The organism is Thiomonas delicata (genome assembly GCF_900088825.1).
GTDB classification, from domain to species: Bacteria; Pseudomonadota; Gammaproteobacteria; order Burkholderiales; family Burkholderiaceae_C; genus Thiomonas_A; species Thiomonas_A delicata.
In genome coordinates, this window is sequence record NZ_LT592170.1 from 702,180 (window position 1) to 719,784 (window position 17,605).

Annotated in this window: 12 protein-coding genes; 3 read left to right on the plus strand and 9 right to left on the minus strand. The window is 67.8% G+C overall.

The features are described from left to right. The first annotated feature begins 168 nt into the window (after positions 1 to 168). Positions 169 to 1,239, plus strand: a complete 1,071-nt coding sequence (locus tag THIARS_RS03345; protein ID WP_094159464.1) for a homocysteine S-methyltransferase family protein — start codon at positions 169 to 171, stop codon at positions 1,237 to 1,239. A 12-nt stretch (positions 1,240 to 1,251) separates the two neighbouring features. Here THIARS_RS03345 and THIARS_RS03350 read toward each other — a convergent pair whose 3' ends face one another. The 6 genes from THIARS_RS03350 to THIARS_RS03375 all read right to left on the minus strand — a co-directional run bounded on the left by THIARS_RS03350 (position 1,252) and on the right by THIARS_RS03375 (position 7,426). Further along, a complete protein-coding gene (locus tag THIARS_RS03350) occupies positions 1,252 to 1,707 on the minus strand; it encodes a DMT family transporter (protein WP_094160601.1) in 456 nt (151 codons plus the stop codon). A 169-nt stretch (positions 1,708 to 1,876) separates the two neighbouring features. Next, on the minus strand, positions 1,877 to 2,764 hold the full coding sequence (locus THIARS_RS03355) for a DMT family transporter (protein WP_094159465.1): 888 nt from the start codon (positions 2,762 to 2,764) through the stop codon (positions 1,877 to 1,879). Continuing rightward, the gene (locus THIARS_RS03360; protein WP_094159466.1) at positions 2,761 to 3,300 is read right to left on the minus strand and encodes a methylated-DNA--[protein]-cysteine S-methyltransferase; all 540 of its coding nucleotides are present in this window, start codon (positions 3,298 to 3,300) and stop codon (positions 2,761 to 2,763) included. The genes THIARS_RS03355 and THIARS_RS03360 overlap by 4 nt, the downstream gene beginning before the upstream one ends. Then, a complete protein-coding gene (locus THIARS_RS03365; protein WP_094159467.1) occupies positions 3,285 to 4,742 on the minus strand; it encodes an AlkA N-terminal domain-containing protein in 1,458 nt (485 codons plus the stop codon). The genes THIARS_RS03360 and THIARS_RS03365 overlap by 16 nt, the downstream gene beginning before the upstream one ends. Before the next feature lie 88 nt (positions 4,743 to 4,830). Further along, the gene (locus THIARS_RS03370; protein ID WP_186436552.1) at positions 4,831 to 6,618 is read right to left on the minus strand and encodes a patatin-like phospholipase family protein; all 1,788 of its coding nucleotides are present in this window, start codon (positions 6,616 to 6,618) and stop codon (positions 4,831 to 4,833) included. A gap of 211 nt (positions 6,619 to 6,829) precedes the next feature. Further along, the gene (locus THIARS_RS03375; protein WP_186436553.1) at positions 6,830 to 7,426 is read right to left on the minus strand and encodes a cyclic nucleotide-binding domain-containing protein; all 597 of its coding nucleotides are present in this window, start codon (positions 7,424 to 7,426) and stop codon (positions 6,830 to 6,832) included. 199 nt (positions 7,427 to 7,625) lie between these two features. On the opposite strand from THIARS_RS03375, the gene metH reads away from it, so the two are divergent. After that, entirely contained in the window at positions 7,626 to 10,382 is a 2,757-nt protein-coding gene (gene metH / locus THIARS_RS03380; protein ID WP_094159470.1) for a methionine synthase, read from the plus strand. 73 nt (positions 10,383 to 10,455) lie between these two features. On the opposite strand, the gene THIARS_RS03385 is transcribed toward metH, so the two are convergent. The 3 genes from THIARS_RS03385 to THIARS_RS03395 all read right to left on the minus strand — a co-directional run bounded on the left by THIARS_RS03385 (position 10,456) and on the right by THIARS_RS03395 (position 16,302). Further along, complete coding sequence (locus tag THIARS_RS03385) at positions 10,456 to 13,581, minus strand: efflux RND transporter permease subunit (protein ID WP_094159471.1); 3,126 nt, start codon at positions 13,579 to 13,581, stop codon at positions 10,456 to 10,458. A 25-nt stretch (positions 13,582 to 13,606) separates the two neighbouring features. Then, positions 13,607 to 14,749: an efflux RND transporter periplasmic adaptor subunit gene (locus THIARS_RS03390; RefSeq protein ID WP_094159472.1), complete on the minus strand. Its 1,143-nt coding sequence runs from the start codon at positions 14,747 to 14,749 to the stop codon at positions 13,607 to 13,609. A gap of 104 nt (positions 14,750 to 14,853) precedes the next feature. After that, entirely contained in the window at positions 14,854 to 16,302 is a 1,449-nt protein-coding gene (locus THIARS_RS03395; RefSeq protein ID WP_094160602.1) for an efflux transporter outer membrane subunit, read from the minus strand. Positions 16,303 to 16,813: 511 nt separating this feature from the next. Here THIARS_RS03395 and THIARS_RS03400 point away from each other — a divergent pair. Then, positions 16,814 to 17,590, plus strand: coding sequence for a glycine zipper 2TM domain-containing protein (locus tag THIARS_RS03400; protein ID WP_094159473.1), 777 nt, complete (start codon positions 16,814 to 16,816; stop codon positions 17,588 to 17,590). Positions 17,591 to 17,605: the final 15 nt, after the last annotated feature.

The following is a 17,605-nucleotide window of genomic DNA, read 5'->3' on the forward strand; positions in this document are numbered from 1 at the left end:
CGAGGTCGGACCAACCCGCGCGGCGTCAAACGCAAAATGAGCAACTACAACCTCCGACATCGCGGAGAGGTACTCCATCAACACCATCAGCCAACACCAATCCTACGTATCTGAACAGTATTGGCCCTAAGCGTGCCGCGTGAACCCCTCCACTCCTAGAATCCGCGCATGACCTCCGCCACCCCCGCACAGCCCGAGCCCGCCTACACGCGCGGCGCGCAACTGCCGGCGCTGCTGCGCCGGCGCATCCTCATTCTCGACGGCGCCATGGGCACCATGATCCAGCGCTTCAAGCTCAGCGAGGCGCAGTACCGCGGCGAACGCTTCAAAGCATGGCCGAAAGACGTCAAGGGCAACAACGAGCTGCTCAACCTGACGCAGCCGCAGATCATCCGCGACATTCACGACGGCTATTTCGCCGCCGGCGCCGACATCGTCGAGACCAACACCTTCGGCGCCACCACCATCGCGCAGGAGGACTACGGCATGGCCGAGCTGGCCGATGAGATGAACCGCGCCGCCGCGCGCATCGCCCGCGCCAGCGCCGACGCGCACGCCGCGCCGGACAAGCCGCGTTTCGTCGCCGGCGCCTTCGGCCCCACGCCCAAGACAGCCAGCATCAGCCCCGACGTCAACGACCCCGGCGCGCGCAACGTCACCTTCGAGCAGTTGCGCGCGGCCTATTACGCCCAGGCGCAGGCGCTCGGCGAGGAAGGCGTGGACCTGTTCCTGGTGGAAACCATTTTCGACACCCTCAACGCCAAGGCCGCGCTGTTCGCCATCGACGAATGGTTCGAGGCCAGCGGGCAGCGCCTGCCCATCATCATCAGCGGCACCGTGACCGACGCCTCCGGGCGCATTCTCTCCGGCCAGACCGTGCCGGCCTTCTGGGCCAGCGTGCGCCACGCCAAGCCCTTGGCCGTGGGCCTGAACTGCGCCCTCGGCGCCGCGCTCATGCGGCCCTATCTGCAGGAGCTGGCCAAGGCGGCGCCCGACACCTTCATCAGCTGCTACCCCAACGCCGGCCTGCCCAACCCGATGAGCGACACCGGCTTCGACGAAACCCCCGAGGTCACCTCGCGGCTGCTGCACGAGTTCGCCGCCGAAGGGCTGGTGAACATCGTCGGCGGCTGCTGCGGCACCACGCCCGAGCACATCGCCGCCATCGGCCGCGCCGTCAACCACGAAACCCCGCGCCTGCTGGCCGGACGCGGTCCGTTCTACGCCCAGGCGGCGTAGCGTGCGCTGACCCTACAGCCGCACCAGGACGACCCCGGCGACGAGGAACGCCGCGCCCGTGAGACGGTACAGGTCGGCAGGATGACGCGGCACGCCGAACAGGCCGTAGTGGTCAAACACGAGCGAAGCCAGCATCTGGCCCGCGACCAGCAGGGTGACGAACGTGGCGGTCCCGAGTCGCGGCACGAGCATGATGGAGATGCCGATATAGACGGCGCCGAACAGGCCGCCGCTCCAGGCCCACCAGTTGCTCCTGGCGATGGCGTCGGCCTGCGGCGCAGGGTCGCGCAACGCCAGCGCCAGCAGCAGCATGCAGACCGTGCCGCCGAGATAACTCACGAACCCGGCCCAGGCCGCCGACCCCAGGCTTGCGCGCAGGTTCGCGTTCACCGCCTGCTGCATGACGAAGCTCAGCCCCGCAGTGACGGCGAGCAGGCTGACCCCGATGAGAGTGAAAAGTTGAGGCATGAAATGATCCTTGCGTGTGTCCGTGGCCGGCCGTCTCTCCCTGCCGCGTCTCGCCAAGTCGGCCTTGCCGGGCAGGGGCGGCCGATGGAGCATTATCCGCCCGGATCGACGGGAAAAAGCGTGGCCCGAGGCGTCGGCAAGACCCCGTTTGCCGGGGCAGGCATGCACCTCACATGGCCTTCACGTCCCGCTTGCGTCCCGGCAAACCCTTGAGCCTTCCGCTGGCCAGGGCGATGCCGAACAGAATGATGGCGCAGCCCGCCACCGTGGCGAGGGTGATGTTCTCGGCCAGGAATAAGGCGCCCCAGAGCACGCCGAAGATGGGAATGAGGAAGGTGACCGAGGCGGCATACGCCGCGCCGACGTGCTCGACCAACCGGAAATACAGCACATAGGCAAAGCCCGTGCAGACGATGCCCAGCGCGGCGACGCTGGCCCAGACCCCAGGCGCGATGGCGTGCCCCGGCCACAGGAACAGCGCCGGCGGCAACAGCACGACTGCGGCGAAGAACTGGCTGCCGAAAGCCACGACATAGGGCTTGACGCCCGCCAGGTGGCGCTTGGAGTAGTTCACGGCGAAACCGTAGAACAGTGCCGCGAGCAAGGCTGCGGCGACCGCCGATGGCACGCCCGCGCCGCCGGCGTCGAGCGTGGGCCACACCAGCACGACGACGCCCAGCATGCCGAACAGCAGGCCGGCGATCTGCTGGCGGCCCATCGGGACCTGGAATCCGGCCGCGGCGATGAGCGCGGCCCACAGCGGGGTGGTGGCGTTGAGGATGGAGTCGAGGCCGGCGTGGACGTAGAGCGTCGAGTAGGCGAACAGGCTGAACGGAATCGCCGAATTGGTGATGCCGACGACGAACAGGGGCCAGGCCTTGGCGCGGAACTGGCTGCGCAAGGCCGCCGTGCGCAACGCCGGGGCCAGCACGATGGCGGCGATGCCCACGCGCAGGGCGATCAGCGGGATGGGGCCGAGTTCGGGCGCCGCGATGCGCATGAACAGAAACGAGGCGCCCCAGATGGAGGCCAGCAGGAAGAGTTCAGCCAGATTCATTGCGGTGTGCTCGCGTACGGTGTTTGGGGGGGTGCGGGGCGCGCCAGCTCCGGCGCGCGCGTGCCGTGCTCCAGCGCAAGCAGCGCCTGTTTGCGGCCTAGGCCTGCGGCATAGCCGGCCAGGCCGCCGCCGCCGGCCAGCACGCGGTGGCAGGGCACGACGATCGAAACCGGGTTCCGGCCGATGGCGCCGCCCACGGCGCGCGCATGCTCGGGGCCCAGGCCCATGCGCGCGGCGATGGCGCCGTAGGACGTCACCGCGCCGTAGGGAATGGCCGACAACTCGCGCCAGACGCGGAGCTGGAAGGCGGTGCCGGACAGGCGCAGCGGAAGGTCGAAGGCCTGCAGCGTGCCGTCGAAGTAGGCGGCGAGCTGCTTCCGTGCCTGGACCACGACGCTTGGCGCGCCGTGGTCCAGCCGCCCGAGCGCGAGGGCCGGAAAGAACTTCTGGCCGACGAAGAACAGCCCGGTCAGGGCGTTGCCGTCGGCGCGCAGGGCGATGTCGCCGAGCGGGCTGGTGATCAGATAGCCGTGCATGAGGGCTGACTCCTTTCGTCTTGCCGCCACAGGTGCAGCACCGCATAGGCGCGCCAGGGTTCCCAGCGGGCGGCATGCCGTCTCAGCGCCGAGGCACTGGCGCAGCCGAGCCGCCGCTTGAGCACGGCGTCGCCGTCCGGGAAGGCGTTCGGCCAGGCCAGCGCGCGCATGGCGATGTACTGGACCGTCCACTCCCCGATGCCGGGTATGCCGCGCAGCGCCGCCAGTGTCGCGTCCAACGGGGCGCGCGGATCCAGCGCGATGCGGCCCGTGGCGACGGCGTCCGCCACCGCGATGATGGCGCCGGCCCGCATGCGCGTGATGCCGGTGTCCTGCAAGGCCGCCGCATCGGCGCCGGCGAGCACGCTGGCGCGCGGGAAGGTGGTGGCGAGGCCGCAGGGCGCCGCCTCGACGCGGGTGCCGAACGCTTGCGCGATGCGCCCCAGCACGGCGCGCGCATGCGCCACCGAGATCTGTTGCCCGACGATGGCGCGCACGGCGACCTCGAAGCCGTCGAACGCGCCGGGCACGCGCAGGCCCGGCTGTCCGGCGGCAAGGGCGCCCAGATGCAAGTCGATCAGGTCGGGGCTGGCGCCGAGGTCGAGCAGCCGCCGCACGCGTGCCAGGATGGGGGCCACTACCGGCGTGAGCGTCACGGGCAGCGTGACCTCGACCACGAAGCGCGCGGGCGCGTGCGCGACCGCGATCCAGCCGATGAAGTCGTGCCCGCCATGCTGCAGTTCGAGGGTGCGCGCATACCGGCCGCGCTCGACATGCTCGACCCCGGCGATGCACCGTTGCGCCAGGAAGCCGAGCAGTTCGGCCCACGCCAGCGGCGGGCGATAGCCCAGCGCGAACGTCAGGGTCTGCGCGGGCACGCCATCGGCCGCCTTGCGCAGGCGGCGCGGGTTCATGCCGTAGCGTTGCAGGAACAGGTGGTTGAATCGTCTGACGCTGCCGAACCCGGCGGCGAGCGCCACGTCGGTGACCGGAAGGTCGGTTTCGGTCAGCAGGCGCTTGGCCAAGAGCAGGCGCTGGGTCTGGGCCAGGTCGAGCATGGACACACCGAACTCGGCGCCGAAGATGCGCCGCAGGTGCCGTTCGGTGACGCCGACGCGGCGCGCCAGCGCGGCGACGCTCGCCGTGTTCAGGAAACCCTCGTCGATCAACCCCGCCGCGGCCTGGGCCAGGCGGCTGCACATGTCCGGCAGGCCGTGGCCCGGCGCCAGCTCGGGGCGGCAGCGCAGGCAGGGCCGGAATCCGGCTTTCTCGGCGGCTGCTGGGCTCGCGAAAAACGTGCAGTTGCGGCGCATCGGCGAGCGCACCGCGCAAACCGGCCGGCAGTAGATGCCGGTCGTGCGCACGCCGACGAAAAACCGGCCGTCGAAACGCCGGTCGCGCGACAGCAGAGCTTCGTAGCAGGTGTCCGGGTCGAGGTCCATGCGCTTACTCTAAGGCATGCCGCTGCGATATTCCGGCCGGATTCGGACATGTGCATCCGGCCCCGAAACCAGGACGCGGCGTCGCGCCTCAGGCCGGTGGGCCGTGCGGTGCGGGGGCGACGTCTTGGCTTGCGGCGAGCTGCTGCGCGAAGTTGTCGAGCGTGTAGCGGTGGGCGCGCTCGATGACTTGCTCGTAGGCCTTCCAATTGAGCAGGCCGACCGCGCCGTGCGGCGGCGTCAGCAGATGGCTGGCCAGCTTGCGCCGATTGCGGCTTCCGGCGTCGCTGTACGCCATGGCCGAGCGCGCCAGGATGGCGAACAGGCTGGGCCATTGCCGGCCGTTCAGCCATTCCCAGGTCAGTCGCGGCAGGGTCGGCAGGGCGACGTCTTCGAAGTTCGCGGGCAGGGCGTCGTCGCCGCTGATGTCCACGGCGATCACCTGATGCACGCCGCGGTCGCGCATCACGTCGGTCGGCAAATTGTTCACCACGGCGCCGTCCACATGCACCATGCCGGCGTCCAGCAGCGGAGGCAGCAGGCCGGGGATGGCGGCGCCGGCGCGCAGCCATTTCCAGAGCGGGCCCAGAGTGTGCACGTCGGCGCAGCCGCGCGTGAGGTTGGCCGAAACGCAGAAGAACGGCAGGGCGAGGTCCTCGATCTGGCGTTCGCCGAACGTGCGGCGCAGCAGCCGCGTGGTGCGCGCGCCCCGCGTCAGGGCGATCAGCGGCACGGTGAGGTCGCGCAGGGGATGGCCACGGATGAAGGCCTGACGCATGTAGTCCAGCAACTCGGCGTCGTCCCACTCGCAGGCCACGCCGGCGCCGATGATGGCGCCGATGCTCGTGCCGCCGACGGCATCGATCGGCTGGCCGAGTTCGCGCAGCGCGCGCACCACGCCGATGTGGCCAAAGCCGCGTGCGCCGCCGCCGGACAGCACCAGGCCGACGGCGCGGTGGGCGAGGTGGCGCCCCAGCCGCGCGTAATCCGGCGTGCCGCGCAGGTGGTGGGGCGAGACCGGCCCTTCGAATTGCGCCATCCAGGGTCCCGTGCTTCCCGGGCGCGGCGCGCCCGCAGCGCCCAGCAGGAGCAGCCGGCGTACCCGGTGCAGGGCATCGGCGCCGGACTGGCAGACCGCGTCCGGCCAGGGTCCGGCGTGGGCATCGGCGCGCGCCAGCATCAGAAATTGGTCGGCTTGGCGCACGCAGGTCGCGCGCCAGGCGGCATCGCCGGCGTCCGCGACATAGAGCAGGAAGCGGTGTTCCTGTTCGCGCGCGCTGTGCCAGTCGGCGTCGCGGTTGCGGCCCAGCGCGGCATCGATCACCAGGACCCGCCCGTGGTCGGACAGCGCGGCGGCCAGGCTCGCGGCCGTCTCGCGCACGGGAACGCCGTCATCGAAAGGCAGCAGCGCGAAGGTGCGCGGCGGCGTGAGGGCCTCGCCCATATCGCGTCGCAACAGTCTCTCGAGCACGTAGCGCAGGGTTCCGACGAGGGCCTGGGGATAAGCGCCGATCAGCCTCAGCAGCATGTCGCCACGCGACAGCTTCAGCAGGGTGCAGTCGCGCAGCGCGCGCACCGTGGCGCTGCGCGACTGCTCGGTCAGCAGCCCGAGTTCGCCCACCGTTTCCCCGGGCGCGATCACGCCGAGCAGGCGTTCTTGCTCGCTGGACAGGCCCGGGCCGAACGCGCCCAGGCTGCCGGAGCACAGCACGTACAAGGCGTCGGAGACGTCGCCGCGGCGGCACAGGGTCTCGCCGCCCGCGAGGTGGCACGGCTCCAAATACGGCAGCAGCGCCTCCCGCGCATCCGGACCGAGCGCGCCGAAAACGGCGGTGCGCTCGATCATGGTCATCAAGCTGGCGCGCTCTGTGCTGTCCATGTTCCCCGTGCCCTTTGCGGATGTGTCCTCAATCCTTGACAGCCCGAACTCCTGCCCCGTCCCGACCCGCCCCATGCCTGGGCAGGGCGAGCTGCCGCCAGCGGGGGCGTCCGGGAGGGGCATTTCTCACGCTCGCACAGCGCCGCACTCACCTCCCCCGCCTCGTGGGGGAGGCAGGGAGGGGGAGATCTCCTTCACGGCGCGTTCCATGTCATCCCTTCCGTGTCTTGCTGCGCTTGAGTCCGCCGGCAAGGGTGGAGGCGTCCAGCGTGGGGTGCATCGCCGCGGTCACCTGCGACAGGGTGGACAGCTTGCTGGAGGTGGAGCGCAGGCGTTCGGCCAGGCGCGAAGCGATGCCCAGCGCCAGCTTGGCGGCGACCTGGGGGAATTCGGTCACCAGGCGCTCCAGCGCGTCGCGCGTGAGCAGGGCCAGCACGGCGTCGGTGTAGGCCACGCAGCTCGCCGAGCGCGGGGCGTCGTTCAGGATGCCCATCTCGCCGAGCAGCGCGCCCGGCTGGGCGATGGACACCACCAGGCTGTCCGAGGTCTGGCTGGCGCTTTTCTCGACGCTGACCTCGCCGTCCAGCAGCAGCATCATGCCGTCGGTCTGGCTGGGGTCGTCCTGGCGGATGAAGACGAGGCCGGACGGCACGAACTGGATCTCCATGTATCCGGCGAGCAGGGCCGCTTCGGATTTGGACAGGCGCAGCCACGCCGGCATGCGCAGCAGCACCTCGACGATGCGCGGGGTCCAGTCGCGCAGGGCGAAGGAGGTCAGGGCTGGACGGGGGCGGCGAAACAGGGACATGGGGCGGTGCCTAAAATGCCAGGGCTGTTCGGGTCGGTCATGCCGGCATTCTCGCATTCGTCCAAGCCGGCACCGCGCGGGCGCAGGTTCGCGTCGCGCGGCCGGGTTTCCGCGGCATCCCGCCCGGCCTCCGGGTTTTCTCCGCACATGGGCGGCTCGTCCGCACAGCGTCCTTCACCCCGCATTCCAAGAACCCTCCATGACCACCAACCCTGACTCCGCCACCGATGCGTCCAGCACGGCCGCCGCGCCGCCGCCCCTGTTGTTGTCGGGGCTGGAACCGCTGGCCATCGGTCCGGGATCGCTGTTCGTCAACATCGGCGAGCGCACCAACGTCACCGGGTCGAAGGCTTTCGCCCGCATGATCCTGGCCGGCGAGTTCGACAAGGCCCTGGCGGTGGCGCGGCAGCAAGTGGAGAACGGGGCGCAGATCGTCGACGTGAACATGGACGAGGCCATGCTCGACAGCAAGGCGGCGATGGTGCGTTTTCTCAACCTGATGGCGTCCGAGCCCGACATCGCCCGCGTGCCGGTGATGATCGACAGCTCGAAGTGGGAGGTCATCGAGGCCGGCCTGCGCTGCGTGCAGGGCAAGGCCATCGTCAACTCCATTTCGATGAAGGAGGGCGAGGACGAATTCCGCCGCCAGGCCCGGCTGGTCAGGCGCTACGGCGCGGCCGCCGTGGTGATGGCGTTCGACGAGAAAGGCCAGGCCGACACCCTGCAGCGGCGCAAGGACATCTGCGCGCGCGCCTACCGCATCCTGGTGGACGAGGTGGGCTTCGCGCCCGAGGACATCATCTTCGATCCCAACATCTTCGCCATCGCCACTGGCATCGAGGAGCACAACCACTACGCGGTGGACTTCATCGACGCCACGCGCTGGATCAAGGCCAATCTGCCGGGCGCGAAGGTCAGCGGCGGCGTGTCCAACGTGAGCTTCTCCTTCCGCGGCAACGACGCCGTGCGCGAGGCCATCCACACCGTGTTCCTCTACCACGCCATCAAGGCCGGCATGGACATGGGCATCGTCAACGCCGGGCAGATGGGCGTCTACGACGATCTCGACCCCGAACTGCGCGAGGCCGTGGAAGACGTGGTGCTCGACCGCCGGCCCGACGCCGGCGAACGCCTGGTGGAGATGGCCGAGCGCGTGAAGGGCACCGTGCGCGACGAGGGCACCAAGAACGCCTGGCGCGCGCAGCCCGTGGAGCAGCGCCTGAGCCATGCCATGGTGCACGGCATCACCGATTTCATCACCGAAGACACCGAGGAGCTGCGCGCGCGCTTCGCCGCCGAGGGCAAGCGCCCGCTGGCCGTGATCGAGGGACCGCTGATGGAGGGCATGAACATCGTCGGCGACCTGTTCGGCCAGGGCAAGATGTTCCTGCCGCAGGTGGTCAAGAGCGCGCGGGTGATGAAGCAGGCCGTGGCCCACCTCATTCCCTACATCGAGGAGGAGAAGCGTCTCATCGAGGCCGCCGGCGGCGACGTCAAGCCGCGCGGCAAGATCGTCATCGCCACGGTCAAGGGCGATGTGCACGACATCGGCAAGAACATCGTGACGGTCGTGCTCCAGTGCAACAACTTCGACGTCGTCAACATGGGCGTGATGGTGCCCTGCCAGGACATCCTGGCGCGCGCCAAGGTGGAAGGCGCCGACGTCGTCGGCCTGTCGGGCCTGATCACGCCGAGCCTGGAGGAGATGCAGTTCGTCGCCGCGGAAATGCAGCGCGACGACTACTTCCGCGTCAAGAAAATTCCGCTGCTCATCGGCGGAGCCACCACCAGCCGCGTGCACACCGCGGTGAAGATCGCGCCGCATTACGAGGGTCCCGTGGTCTACGTGCCCGACGCCTCGCGCAGCGTGGGCATCGCGCAAAGCCTGCTGTCCGAGCAGGCGGCGGACTTCGTCGGCGAGCTGCGGGCGGACTATGACCGCATCCGCACCCAGCATGCCGGCAAGAAGCAGACGCCGCTGATCACGCTCGCCCAGGCGCGCGCCAACAAGCTGCGCATCGACTGGCCCGCGGGCCTTCCCCCCGCGCCCAAGTTCATCGGCAAGCGCCTGTTCCGCAATGTCGACCTGGGCGAGGTGGCGCACTTCATCGACTGGGGTCCCTACTTCCAGACCTGGGACCTAGCCGGCCCCTATCCGGCGATCCTGGACGACGCGGTGGTCGGCGAGCAGGCGCGGCAGGTCTACGCCGACGCGCAGGCCATGCTGAAGAAGATCGTCGAAGGACGCTGGCTGCAGGCGCACGCCGTGATCGGCCTGTGGCCCGCCAACAGCGTGGACGACGACGACATCGAGATCTACACCGACGAGACCCGCGCGCAAGTCCTGATGACCTGGCATGGCCTGCGCCAGCAGACCGAGCGTCCGGTGGTCGACGGCGTGCGCCGCCCCAGCCTGGCGCTGGCCGACTTCATCGCCCCGAAAGGCGTGGCGCCGGATCACATCGGCCTGTTCGCCGTGACCGCCGGCCTGGGCGTGGAGAAGAAGGTGGAGGAGTTTCTCGCCGCGCACGACGACTACCAGGCCATCATGCTCAAGGCCCTGGCCGATCGCTTGGCCGAAGCCTTGGCGGAATGGATGCATCTGCGTGTGCGCACCGATTTCTGGGGCTATGCCGCGGGCGAGCGTCTCGACAACGCCCAGCTCATCGCCGAGCAATACACCGGCATCCGCCCAGCGCCCGGCTACCCCGCCTGCCCCGAGCATTCGGTGAAAGAGGCCATGTTCTCGGTGCTGGGTGCGGGCGACGCCGAGATGTCGCTCACCGAAAGCTGGGCCATGCTGCCCGCGGCCAGCGTCAGCGGTTTTTACCTGGCGCATCCCCAGGCCCGCTATTTCCACGTCGGCCCGGTGGACCGGGATCAGGAAGCCGACTGGGAGCGCCGCAGCGGGCGCAAGCTGCAGGCGGTGCAAAAGGCGTCCGACAGATTGGTTTGACGGGGCGATTCCCGCCGCAAGGAAAAACAAAGGCCGGCATTGCCGGCCTTCGAGCGCGAGCGGCAGGCAAGGCTTAACTGTCTGCCGGCTTCGCGTGCGGTGCCGCGCCGGCAGCCTCCAGCGCTTCGGCTTCGCGCAAGGCCCTGGCCCGGGCCTCGTGGCTGTGATCCGCGCCCAGCATCATGTACATCGCCGGCACCACGAACAGGGTGAACAGCGTGCCGATGGACAGGCCGGTGGCGATGACCAGGCCCATGTTGAAACGACTCACCGCTCCCGCGCCGCTGGCGGTGATGAGCGGCATGACGCCCAGCACCATGGCCGCGGTGGTCATCAGGATGGGGCGCAGGCGCATGCCGGCGGCGTGCTCGATGGCCTCGCGCTTGGAGCGGCCCTCGCGCTGCAGGTTGTTGGCGAACTCCACGATCAGGATGCCGTGCTTGGAGATCAAGCCGATGAGCGTGACCAGTCCGACCTCGGTGTAGATGTTGAGCGTGGCGTGGCCGATGCCCAGATTGATGAACAGCAGCGCTCCGGAGATCGCCATGGGCACCGAGACCAGGATGATGATGGGGTCGCGGAAACTCTCGAACTGCGCGGCCAGGGCGAGGAAGATGATGACCAGCGCGAAGAAGAAGGTCAGCACCAGACCGCCCGACTCCTGCATGAACTGGCGCGAAGGGCCGGCGTAGTCGTAGCCATAACCGGCTGGCAGGGTGCGCTGCGCGAGTTGCCGCAAATCATCGAGTGCTTGACCTTGCGCGATGCCTGGCATGGCGACACCCTGGATGGTGGCTGAGTTGAGCTGCTGGAAGTGGTTGATGGTCTCGGGCTGCACCGTGGTCCTGAGATGGACCACGGTGGATAGTGGCACCATGCTGCCGCTCGACGTGCGCAGGTAGTAGTGCTTGAGTTGGTCCGGGTTGAGGCGGAAGCGCTGCTCCACCTGCGGAATGACCTTGTAGGACCGGCCGTCGAGTTCGAAGAAATTGACGTAGCCGCCACCCAGCATGGCCGACAGAGCCTGGCCAATGTCCTGCATGTTCAGGCCCAACTGCGCGGCCATATTGCGGTCGATGTCGATGCGGGTTTGCGGCAGGTCGATGCGCAGGTCCGACTGCAGGAAGATGAATTGCCCGCTCTTGAGCGCGTCCTGCAGGAACTTCTGCGACACCTCGTAGAGTTTGGAGAAGGGTTCGGTGGTCGTGAGCACGAACTGGATGGGCAGGCCGCGCGCGCCCGGCAGCGGCGGTGGCTGGAACACGGCGATCTGCGAGCCGGCGATGTGACTCAGGTCTTTTTGCAGAATCGGTTGCAACTGGGCCGTGGTCCGCTTGCGTTCGTCCCAGGGTTTGAGCACCATGCCTCCGATGACCTGGCTGGGTGAGTTGAGTTGGAACACGTGGTCGGTTTCCGGGAACGTCTTGTAGACGTCGTACACCTGATTGGCGGACAGTTGGCGCTGCGCCAGGGTGGCGGTGGGGTTGTTGAAAGCGATGGAAATGAGGATGCCCTGGTCTTCCTGCGGCGCGAGCTCGGACATCGACGTCGAATAGAGGTAGTAGATGGAGCCGAGAATGATGAGGGCCATGACCGCTGTCACCGGCAGATAGTTCAGCGAGCCGTGCAGGGTGCGCTCGTAGCGTTTGTGCAGGCGGTCGAAGCTGCGGTCCAGGAACAGCACCAGGCGGTCCTGCCAGTTGTGGCTCTGCGGGTCGGGCGCCTTGAGCAGGCGCGAGCACATCATCGGCGACAGGGTCAGCGCGATGATGGCCGACATGGTGACCGTGCCCACCAGGGTGAAGGCGAATTCGGTGAACAGCGCGCCGGTGAGGCCGCCCATGAAGCCGATGGGCACGTACACCGCGATCAGCACGATGGTCATCGCAATGATGGGGTTGGCCAGCTCGCGCGCGGCGCGCACGGCGGCATCCATCCGGCTCATGCCTTCCTCGAGGTGGCGGCTGACGTTTTCCACCACGATGATGGCGTCGTCCACCACCAAGCCGATGGCCAGCACGATGGCCAGCAGGGTCAGCAGGTTGATGGAGTAGCCCAGCGCCAGCATCACGGTGAAGGTGCCGATGATGGACAGCGGAATGGCCACCAGCGGGATGATGACCGAACGCAGCGAGCCGAGGAAGACGAACACCACCGCGGTGACGATGAGAATGGCCTCCAGCAGGGTCTTGACCACCTCGTCGATGGAGGCGTTGACGAATTTGGTCGAGTCATAGACGATGGCGCCCTTGAGCCCGGCCGGCAGTTGCGACTGGATTTCCGGGAACACCTTGCGCACGCGCGCGATCACGTCGAGCAGATTCGCGGCCGGCGCTACCTGGATGCCGACATACACCGCGGTCTTGCCGTCGAAGGCCACCGAGCTGTCGTAGTCGTCCGAACCGAGGGTGACGTTAGCCACGTCGTCCAGGCGCACCACCTGGCCGTTCACGGTCTTCACGATCATGCTCTTGAAGCCGGCGAGCGACTTCAGATCGGTATTGGCCGAGAGGTTGATCTGCACCATCTGGCCCTTGGCATTGCCGGTGGAGGCCAGGTAGTTGTTCGCCGCAAGCGCCGAATACACGTCGGCCGCGGTGAGCCCGTAGGCGGCGAGCTTCTGCGGGTTCAGCCAGGCGCGCAGCGCGAAGTTCTTGGCGCCCAGGATCTCGGCGGTCTGCACGCCGTCGACTGCCTGCAGCTTGGGTTGCACCGAGCGGATGATGTAGTCGGTGATCTGGTTCGGTTTGAGCACATCGCTGTAGAAGCCGATGTACATGGCGTCGATGGTCTGTCCAATGCTCACCGATAGCACTGGTTTTTGCGATTGCGGCGGCAGCTGGTTGATCACCGAGTTCACCTTGGTGTTGATCTCGGTGAGCGCCTTGTCCGGGTCGTAGTTCAGGCGCAGGTTGGCGGTGATGGTGCTCAAACCCTGCACGCTGGAGGACGTCATGTAATCGATGCCATTGGCCTGGGCGACGGCATTTTCCAGCGGCGTGGTGATGAAGCTGGCCACCAGGTTGGCGTCGGCGCCGGGATAGGCGGTCGTGATGGTCACCACGGCGTTCTGCGTATAGGGAAACTGCAACACGGGCAGCAAACCCATGGAGCGCAGGCCCAGCACCAGGATCACCAGGCTGACCACGGTGGCCAGCACCGGGCGCTCGATGAAGATGTCGGTGAATTTCTTGTTCATGCGCGGCTTCCGTTGAGGGCGGCGTTCAGGAGTTGGGCACTTGCGGATGGGCGCTGTCGCTCGGCTGCACGCTGTTGTTCACCAGAATCAGCGAGCCATTGCGCAGCTTGAGTTGCCCCGAGGTCACCACGGTTTCGCCGGCTTCGACGCCCTTGATCACGGCCACCTGGTCGCCGCGCGTGGGCCCGGTGGTGATGAATCGCTGCTGGGCGACGAGTTTGGGCTTGCCGTTGGCTTCCTTGCCCTCGTTCTTGACGATGTAGACGGTGGCGCCATACGGGTTGTACGTGACGGCGGCATTGGGCAGGGTGACGTACTGGTGCGGCGGACCCTCGCTGAGCGTGACCGTGGCGAACACCCCCGGCAGCAGCTCGTTCTTCGGGTTGGGCACACGCGCGCGCACCATCAGATTGCGCGTGGCTGTTTCGATCTGCGGTTCGACGGCGGTGATCGTGGCGGCAAAGGTTTTGCCCGGAACAGCGCTGGTCTTGAGTTCGGCCTTCATGCCGATATGGATCAGGTCGATCTGGTTCTGCGGCACGGTGAAGTCCACCTCCATCGGATCGAGTTTCTGCAGCGTGACCACGGGCGTGCCCGGCGCCAGATACTGGCCGAGGTTCACCTGGCGGATGCCGAGCTGGCCGGAGAACGGCGCCGAGATCGTTTTCTGCGCGATCAGCGCCTTCTGCGCCGCGACCTGCGCCTGCATGCTCTTGAGCGTGGCCGTGTCGGTGTCCACGACGGCCTGGCTGATGGCCTGAACCTGGAGCTGGGCCTTATCGCGCTTGAGATTGAGTTCGGCCAGCGCAGCTTGCGCCTGCAGCTGAGCCAGTTGCGCGCGCAGCGGCGAGGGGTTGAGTTCCACCAAAGGCTGTCCGGCGCGCACCTTCTCGCCGGACTTGAAGTGAATGGCCGTGACGAGCCCATTCACCTCGGGGCTCAGGCTGGCTTGTTCGCTGGCGCGCAGATTGCCCAGCGCCTCGATCGACGGCTGCCAGGCCGACGTCTGCGCCACGATGGTCGACACCGTCTGCGGGGGATTGGACTGGCCCTTGATCGCCTTGGCGATCATGGTCTTCTTGAAGTGCTGAAACCACACCACCCCACCGACGAGCACGGTGGCGATGATGAGCATGATGATCATGCGCTTGGTGGTGCCTTTAGCCATCGATAACTCCGTTCCAACTGGTTTGTCTGTGTCGATCGGTTCAAGCCGGCGTGCGTGCGGCACCGGCGTGGAAATTGAATCGCTGCGCCGTCAAGCCCGCCGCTTCACTGCGCGGTTGCCATGGGCGCAACGGGCGATGTGCCGTGCGTGTTCAGCACACCGCCGCCCATGGCCTGGTAGAGCGCGGCGCTGTCGGCCAGTCGCTGTCCCTGCGCCGCAATCAGCCCGATGCGCGTCTGCTGCGCCTGCTGCTGCGCCGTGAGCAACTGCAGGTAGCTGGCCGCGCCCAGTTGGTATTGCTGCGCGACGAGCTTGAGCGACTCCTGCGCCGAAGCGTCGGCGGCCGCCTGCGCCTGCAGGGTCTGGGCATCGTTATCCAGCGCGCGCAGCGCGTCGGCCACGTTGCGCAAGGCTTGCAGCACTGTCTGCTGGTAGTTGGCGCCGGCGGCCTGCAGGCTGGCCTGTGCCGCGTTGGCGCCGGCTTTCAGGCCGGCGTTGAACAAGGGCTGGGCAAGCTGCCCGGCCAGATTCCAGACGATGGAGCCCGGGCCGAACAGGGCGCTGGTGGTCAGGGCCTGGGTGCCCAGGCTGGCGCTCAGGTTGATCTGCGGATAGAGATTGGACACCGCCACGCCGTATTGCGCGGTGGCCGCATGCAGCAGCGCCGTGGACGCCTGGATGTCGGGCCGCTGGCGCACCAGATCGGAGGGCACGACCAGCGGCAGGTTGGAGGGCAGCGCGAAGTCGGTCAGCGTGAAGCGGGGGATGTCGGCTGCTCCCGGAGCCTGGCCGATGAGCACAGCCAGGAGATGGTTGGCCTGCTCCTGCTTGTTGCGCAGCGGCGGCAGGCTGGCACGTGTTTGCTCCACCTGGGTTTGCAGGGTCAGCACATCGGTTCTGGCGGCCGCGCCCAGCGCGAAGCGCTTGTGGGCAATGTCCAGCTGGCTTTCCTGGGCCTTGAGAATGGCCTCGGTCGCCTCGATCTGCGCGCCCAACTGGGCCTGGTTGAAGGCCGTGACGGCCACGTTCGCGGCCAGGGTCAGGCGTGCACCGGCGAGTTGGAAACTCTGGTAATCGGCCTGCGCCGCCAGCGCCTCGAGCGCGCGGCGGTTGCCACCGAACAGGTCGAGGTTGTAATTGACCGCGACGCTGGCGTTGTACAGGTTGAAGATATTGGTCGAGCCGCTATTTTGTCCGAAGCTCGAGCTACTGAAGGCGTTGCGGCTGACGCCGAGCTTGCCGTTGACCGTGGGGTAGAGCGTGGAACCCGCTTGTGCGGCGTAGGTCTGCTGCGCTTGCCGCAGGGTGGCTTCCGCGGCGGCCAGCGTGGGGCTGTTGCGCAGCGCCTGCTGAACCAAGTCGTCGAGCCGGGCCGAACCGAATTGCCGCCACCAGTCCGGCGCCACGGTCTGCGTGGCGCCAAAGCGTTGCGCCCCGCCCATGCTGCCCGGCGCGGAGGCCGTGCCGGCGGGAAGCGGGGCGCGGGTATAGCTTGCCACGGCGGGGGCGGGCGGAGTCTTGAAATTCGGCCCGACCGTGGTGCAGCCGGACATCGCGACGACGGCGAGCAAGGGCGCCAGAGGCAGCAAGCGCAAGCCTCGATGGGGGCGCGCGGCTGCCGGTTGAAGGTGGCCAGTTCCTCCGGTGTTGGGCGTACGCAGGTTTGAGTTGGGGCTCATGGAAAGTGCAAGGGCAGCATGAATGCGCGGAGGAACTCTGGCCGGCGGTGGCGCGAAGCGGAACTCTGGGCCATGGGGCTAAACATGATATGGGCAAGGTTCAAAGCCCGTAGGCATGCACGGCCCCTTATTTTGTGAACAAAAACCGCTGGACATTCGCGGGCAAAGTGGCGCCGTCTGGCGGTGGCCGTTGTCTCTGGATGACGGGAAGGCGCGCGCCGCCTTCCGCCGCAAGATTTTTGGGCGTGGCACGAGGGTCGCCCGAATGCGGTCTTGTCATCCATCGCGGAGTGTGCTCGTTAAATGGCAGACAATTCCCGGCGTGCCTTGTGCATTTCGGCACGAACATGCTCTTGCTCCAAGCGCACCCTTACTCTGGATCGCCATGCAAAACTCTCTTCCACCCCAATCGTCCTCAGGTTCGTCCATACCCAAGGGGGTCTGGATCGCCGGCGGCATCTTCGGCGCCATCATCGTGGTGCTGCTGGCCGCGGTGCTCTACAAGTTGAGCGTCCCGGCCGCGCCCACGGCCGGACCCCAGGCTGCCGGCATGGGCGCTTCGGCCGCGATGCCTTCCGGTGCGGCTTTGGGCGGCGGCAACAATCCGCAGTCTGCGGTGGCCGTGACCGGCGCGAATCCGGCAGCGCCGGGGGCCGCGCAATTCGCGCCCTTGCAATCCTCGACCGGACAGGCGAAGGCGCAACCCAGCCGTCGCGTTGCGGCCGGCGAACGGCGCGAACAGTCCGCGCAGTCCACGACGGCGCGCAGCGGCGCGCCGCAAACCTTTGCGCCGCAACCCGTGCAGACGCAGGCGCCGCAGCCACCGGCTTGTGCCAGTTGCGGCACCGTGGTGGCCGTGACGCCGGTGCAGGAGCAGGGCCAGGCCAATGGCGTGGGGGCCATCGTGGGCGGCCTGGTGGGCGGCTTGCTCGGCAACCAGATCGGGGGCGGCAATGGCCGCACCGCGGCCACGGTAGTCGGCGCTGTCGGCGGAGGCTTTGCCGGCAACGAAGTGCAAAAGCGCATGAATGCGCACACCGTTTATCGTGTCGAGGTGCGCATGGACGACGGGCAGGTGCGCACCACCACGCTGGGCGCCGCGCCGCCGGTGGGGCAGCGCGTGCAATTCAGTGCCAATGGCGGGCTGAACCCCATTCCGTGATCGTTTCGGGCGCCG

Excerpts from the sequence above, each read along its gene's own strand:
- metH (WP_094159470.1), top strand. The coding sequence starts at position 7,626 with ATGACCACCAACCCTGACTCCGCCACCGATGCGTCCAGCACGGCCGCC.
- THIARS_RS03370 (WP_186436552.1), bottom strand. The coding sequence starts at position 6,618 with ATGGACAGCACAGAGCGCGCCAGCTTGATGACCATGATCGAGCGCACC.
- THIARS_RS03385 (WP_094159471.1), bottom strand. The coding sequence starts at position 13,581 with ATGAACAAGAAATTCACCGACATCTTCATCGAGCGCCCGGTGCTGGCC.
- THIARS_RS03390 (WP_094159472.1), bottom strand. The coding sequence starts at position 14,749 with ATGGCTAAAGGCACCACCAAGCGCATGATCATCATGCTCATCATCGCC.
- THIARS_RS03360 (WP_094159466.1), bottom strand. The coding sequence starts at position 3,300 with ATGCACGGCTATCTGATCACCAGCCCGCTCGGCGACATCGCCCTGCGC.
- THIARS_RS03365 (WP_094159467.1), bottom strand. The coding sequence starts at position 4,742 with ATGGACCTCGACCCGGACACCTGCTACGAAGCTCTGCTGTCGCGCGAC.
- THIARS_RS03345 (WP_094159464.1), top strand. The coding sequence starts at position 169 with ATGACCTCCGCCACCCCCGCACAGCCCGAGCCCGCCTACACGCGCGGC.
- THIARS_RS03355 (WP_094159465.1), bottom strand. The coding sequence starts at position 2,764 with ATGAATCTGGCTGAACTCTTCCTGCTGGCCTCCATCTGGGGCGCCTCG.
- THIARS_RS03395 (WP_094160602.1), bottom strand. The coding sequence starts at position 16,302 with ATGTCCGGCTGCACCACGGTCGGGCCGAATTTCAAGACTCCGCCCGCC.
- THIARS_RS03400 (WP_094159473.1), top strand. The coding sequence starts at position 16,814 with ATGCAAAACTCTCTTCCACCCCAATCGTCCTCAGGTTCGTCCATACCC.
- THIARS_RS03375 (WP_186436553.1), bottom strand. The coding sequence starts at position 7,426 with ATGTCCCTGTTTCGCCGCCCCCGTCCAGCCCTGACCTCCTTCGCCCTG.
- THIARS_RS03350 (WP_094160601.1), bottom strand. The coding sequence starts at position 1,707 with ATGCCTCAACTTTTCACTCTCATCGGGGTCAGCCTGCTCGCCGTCACT.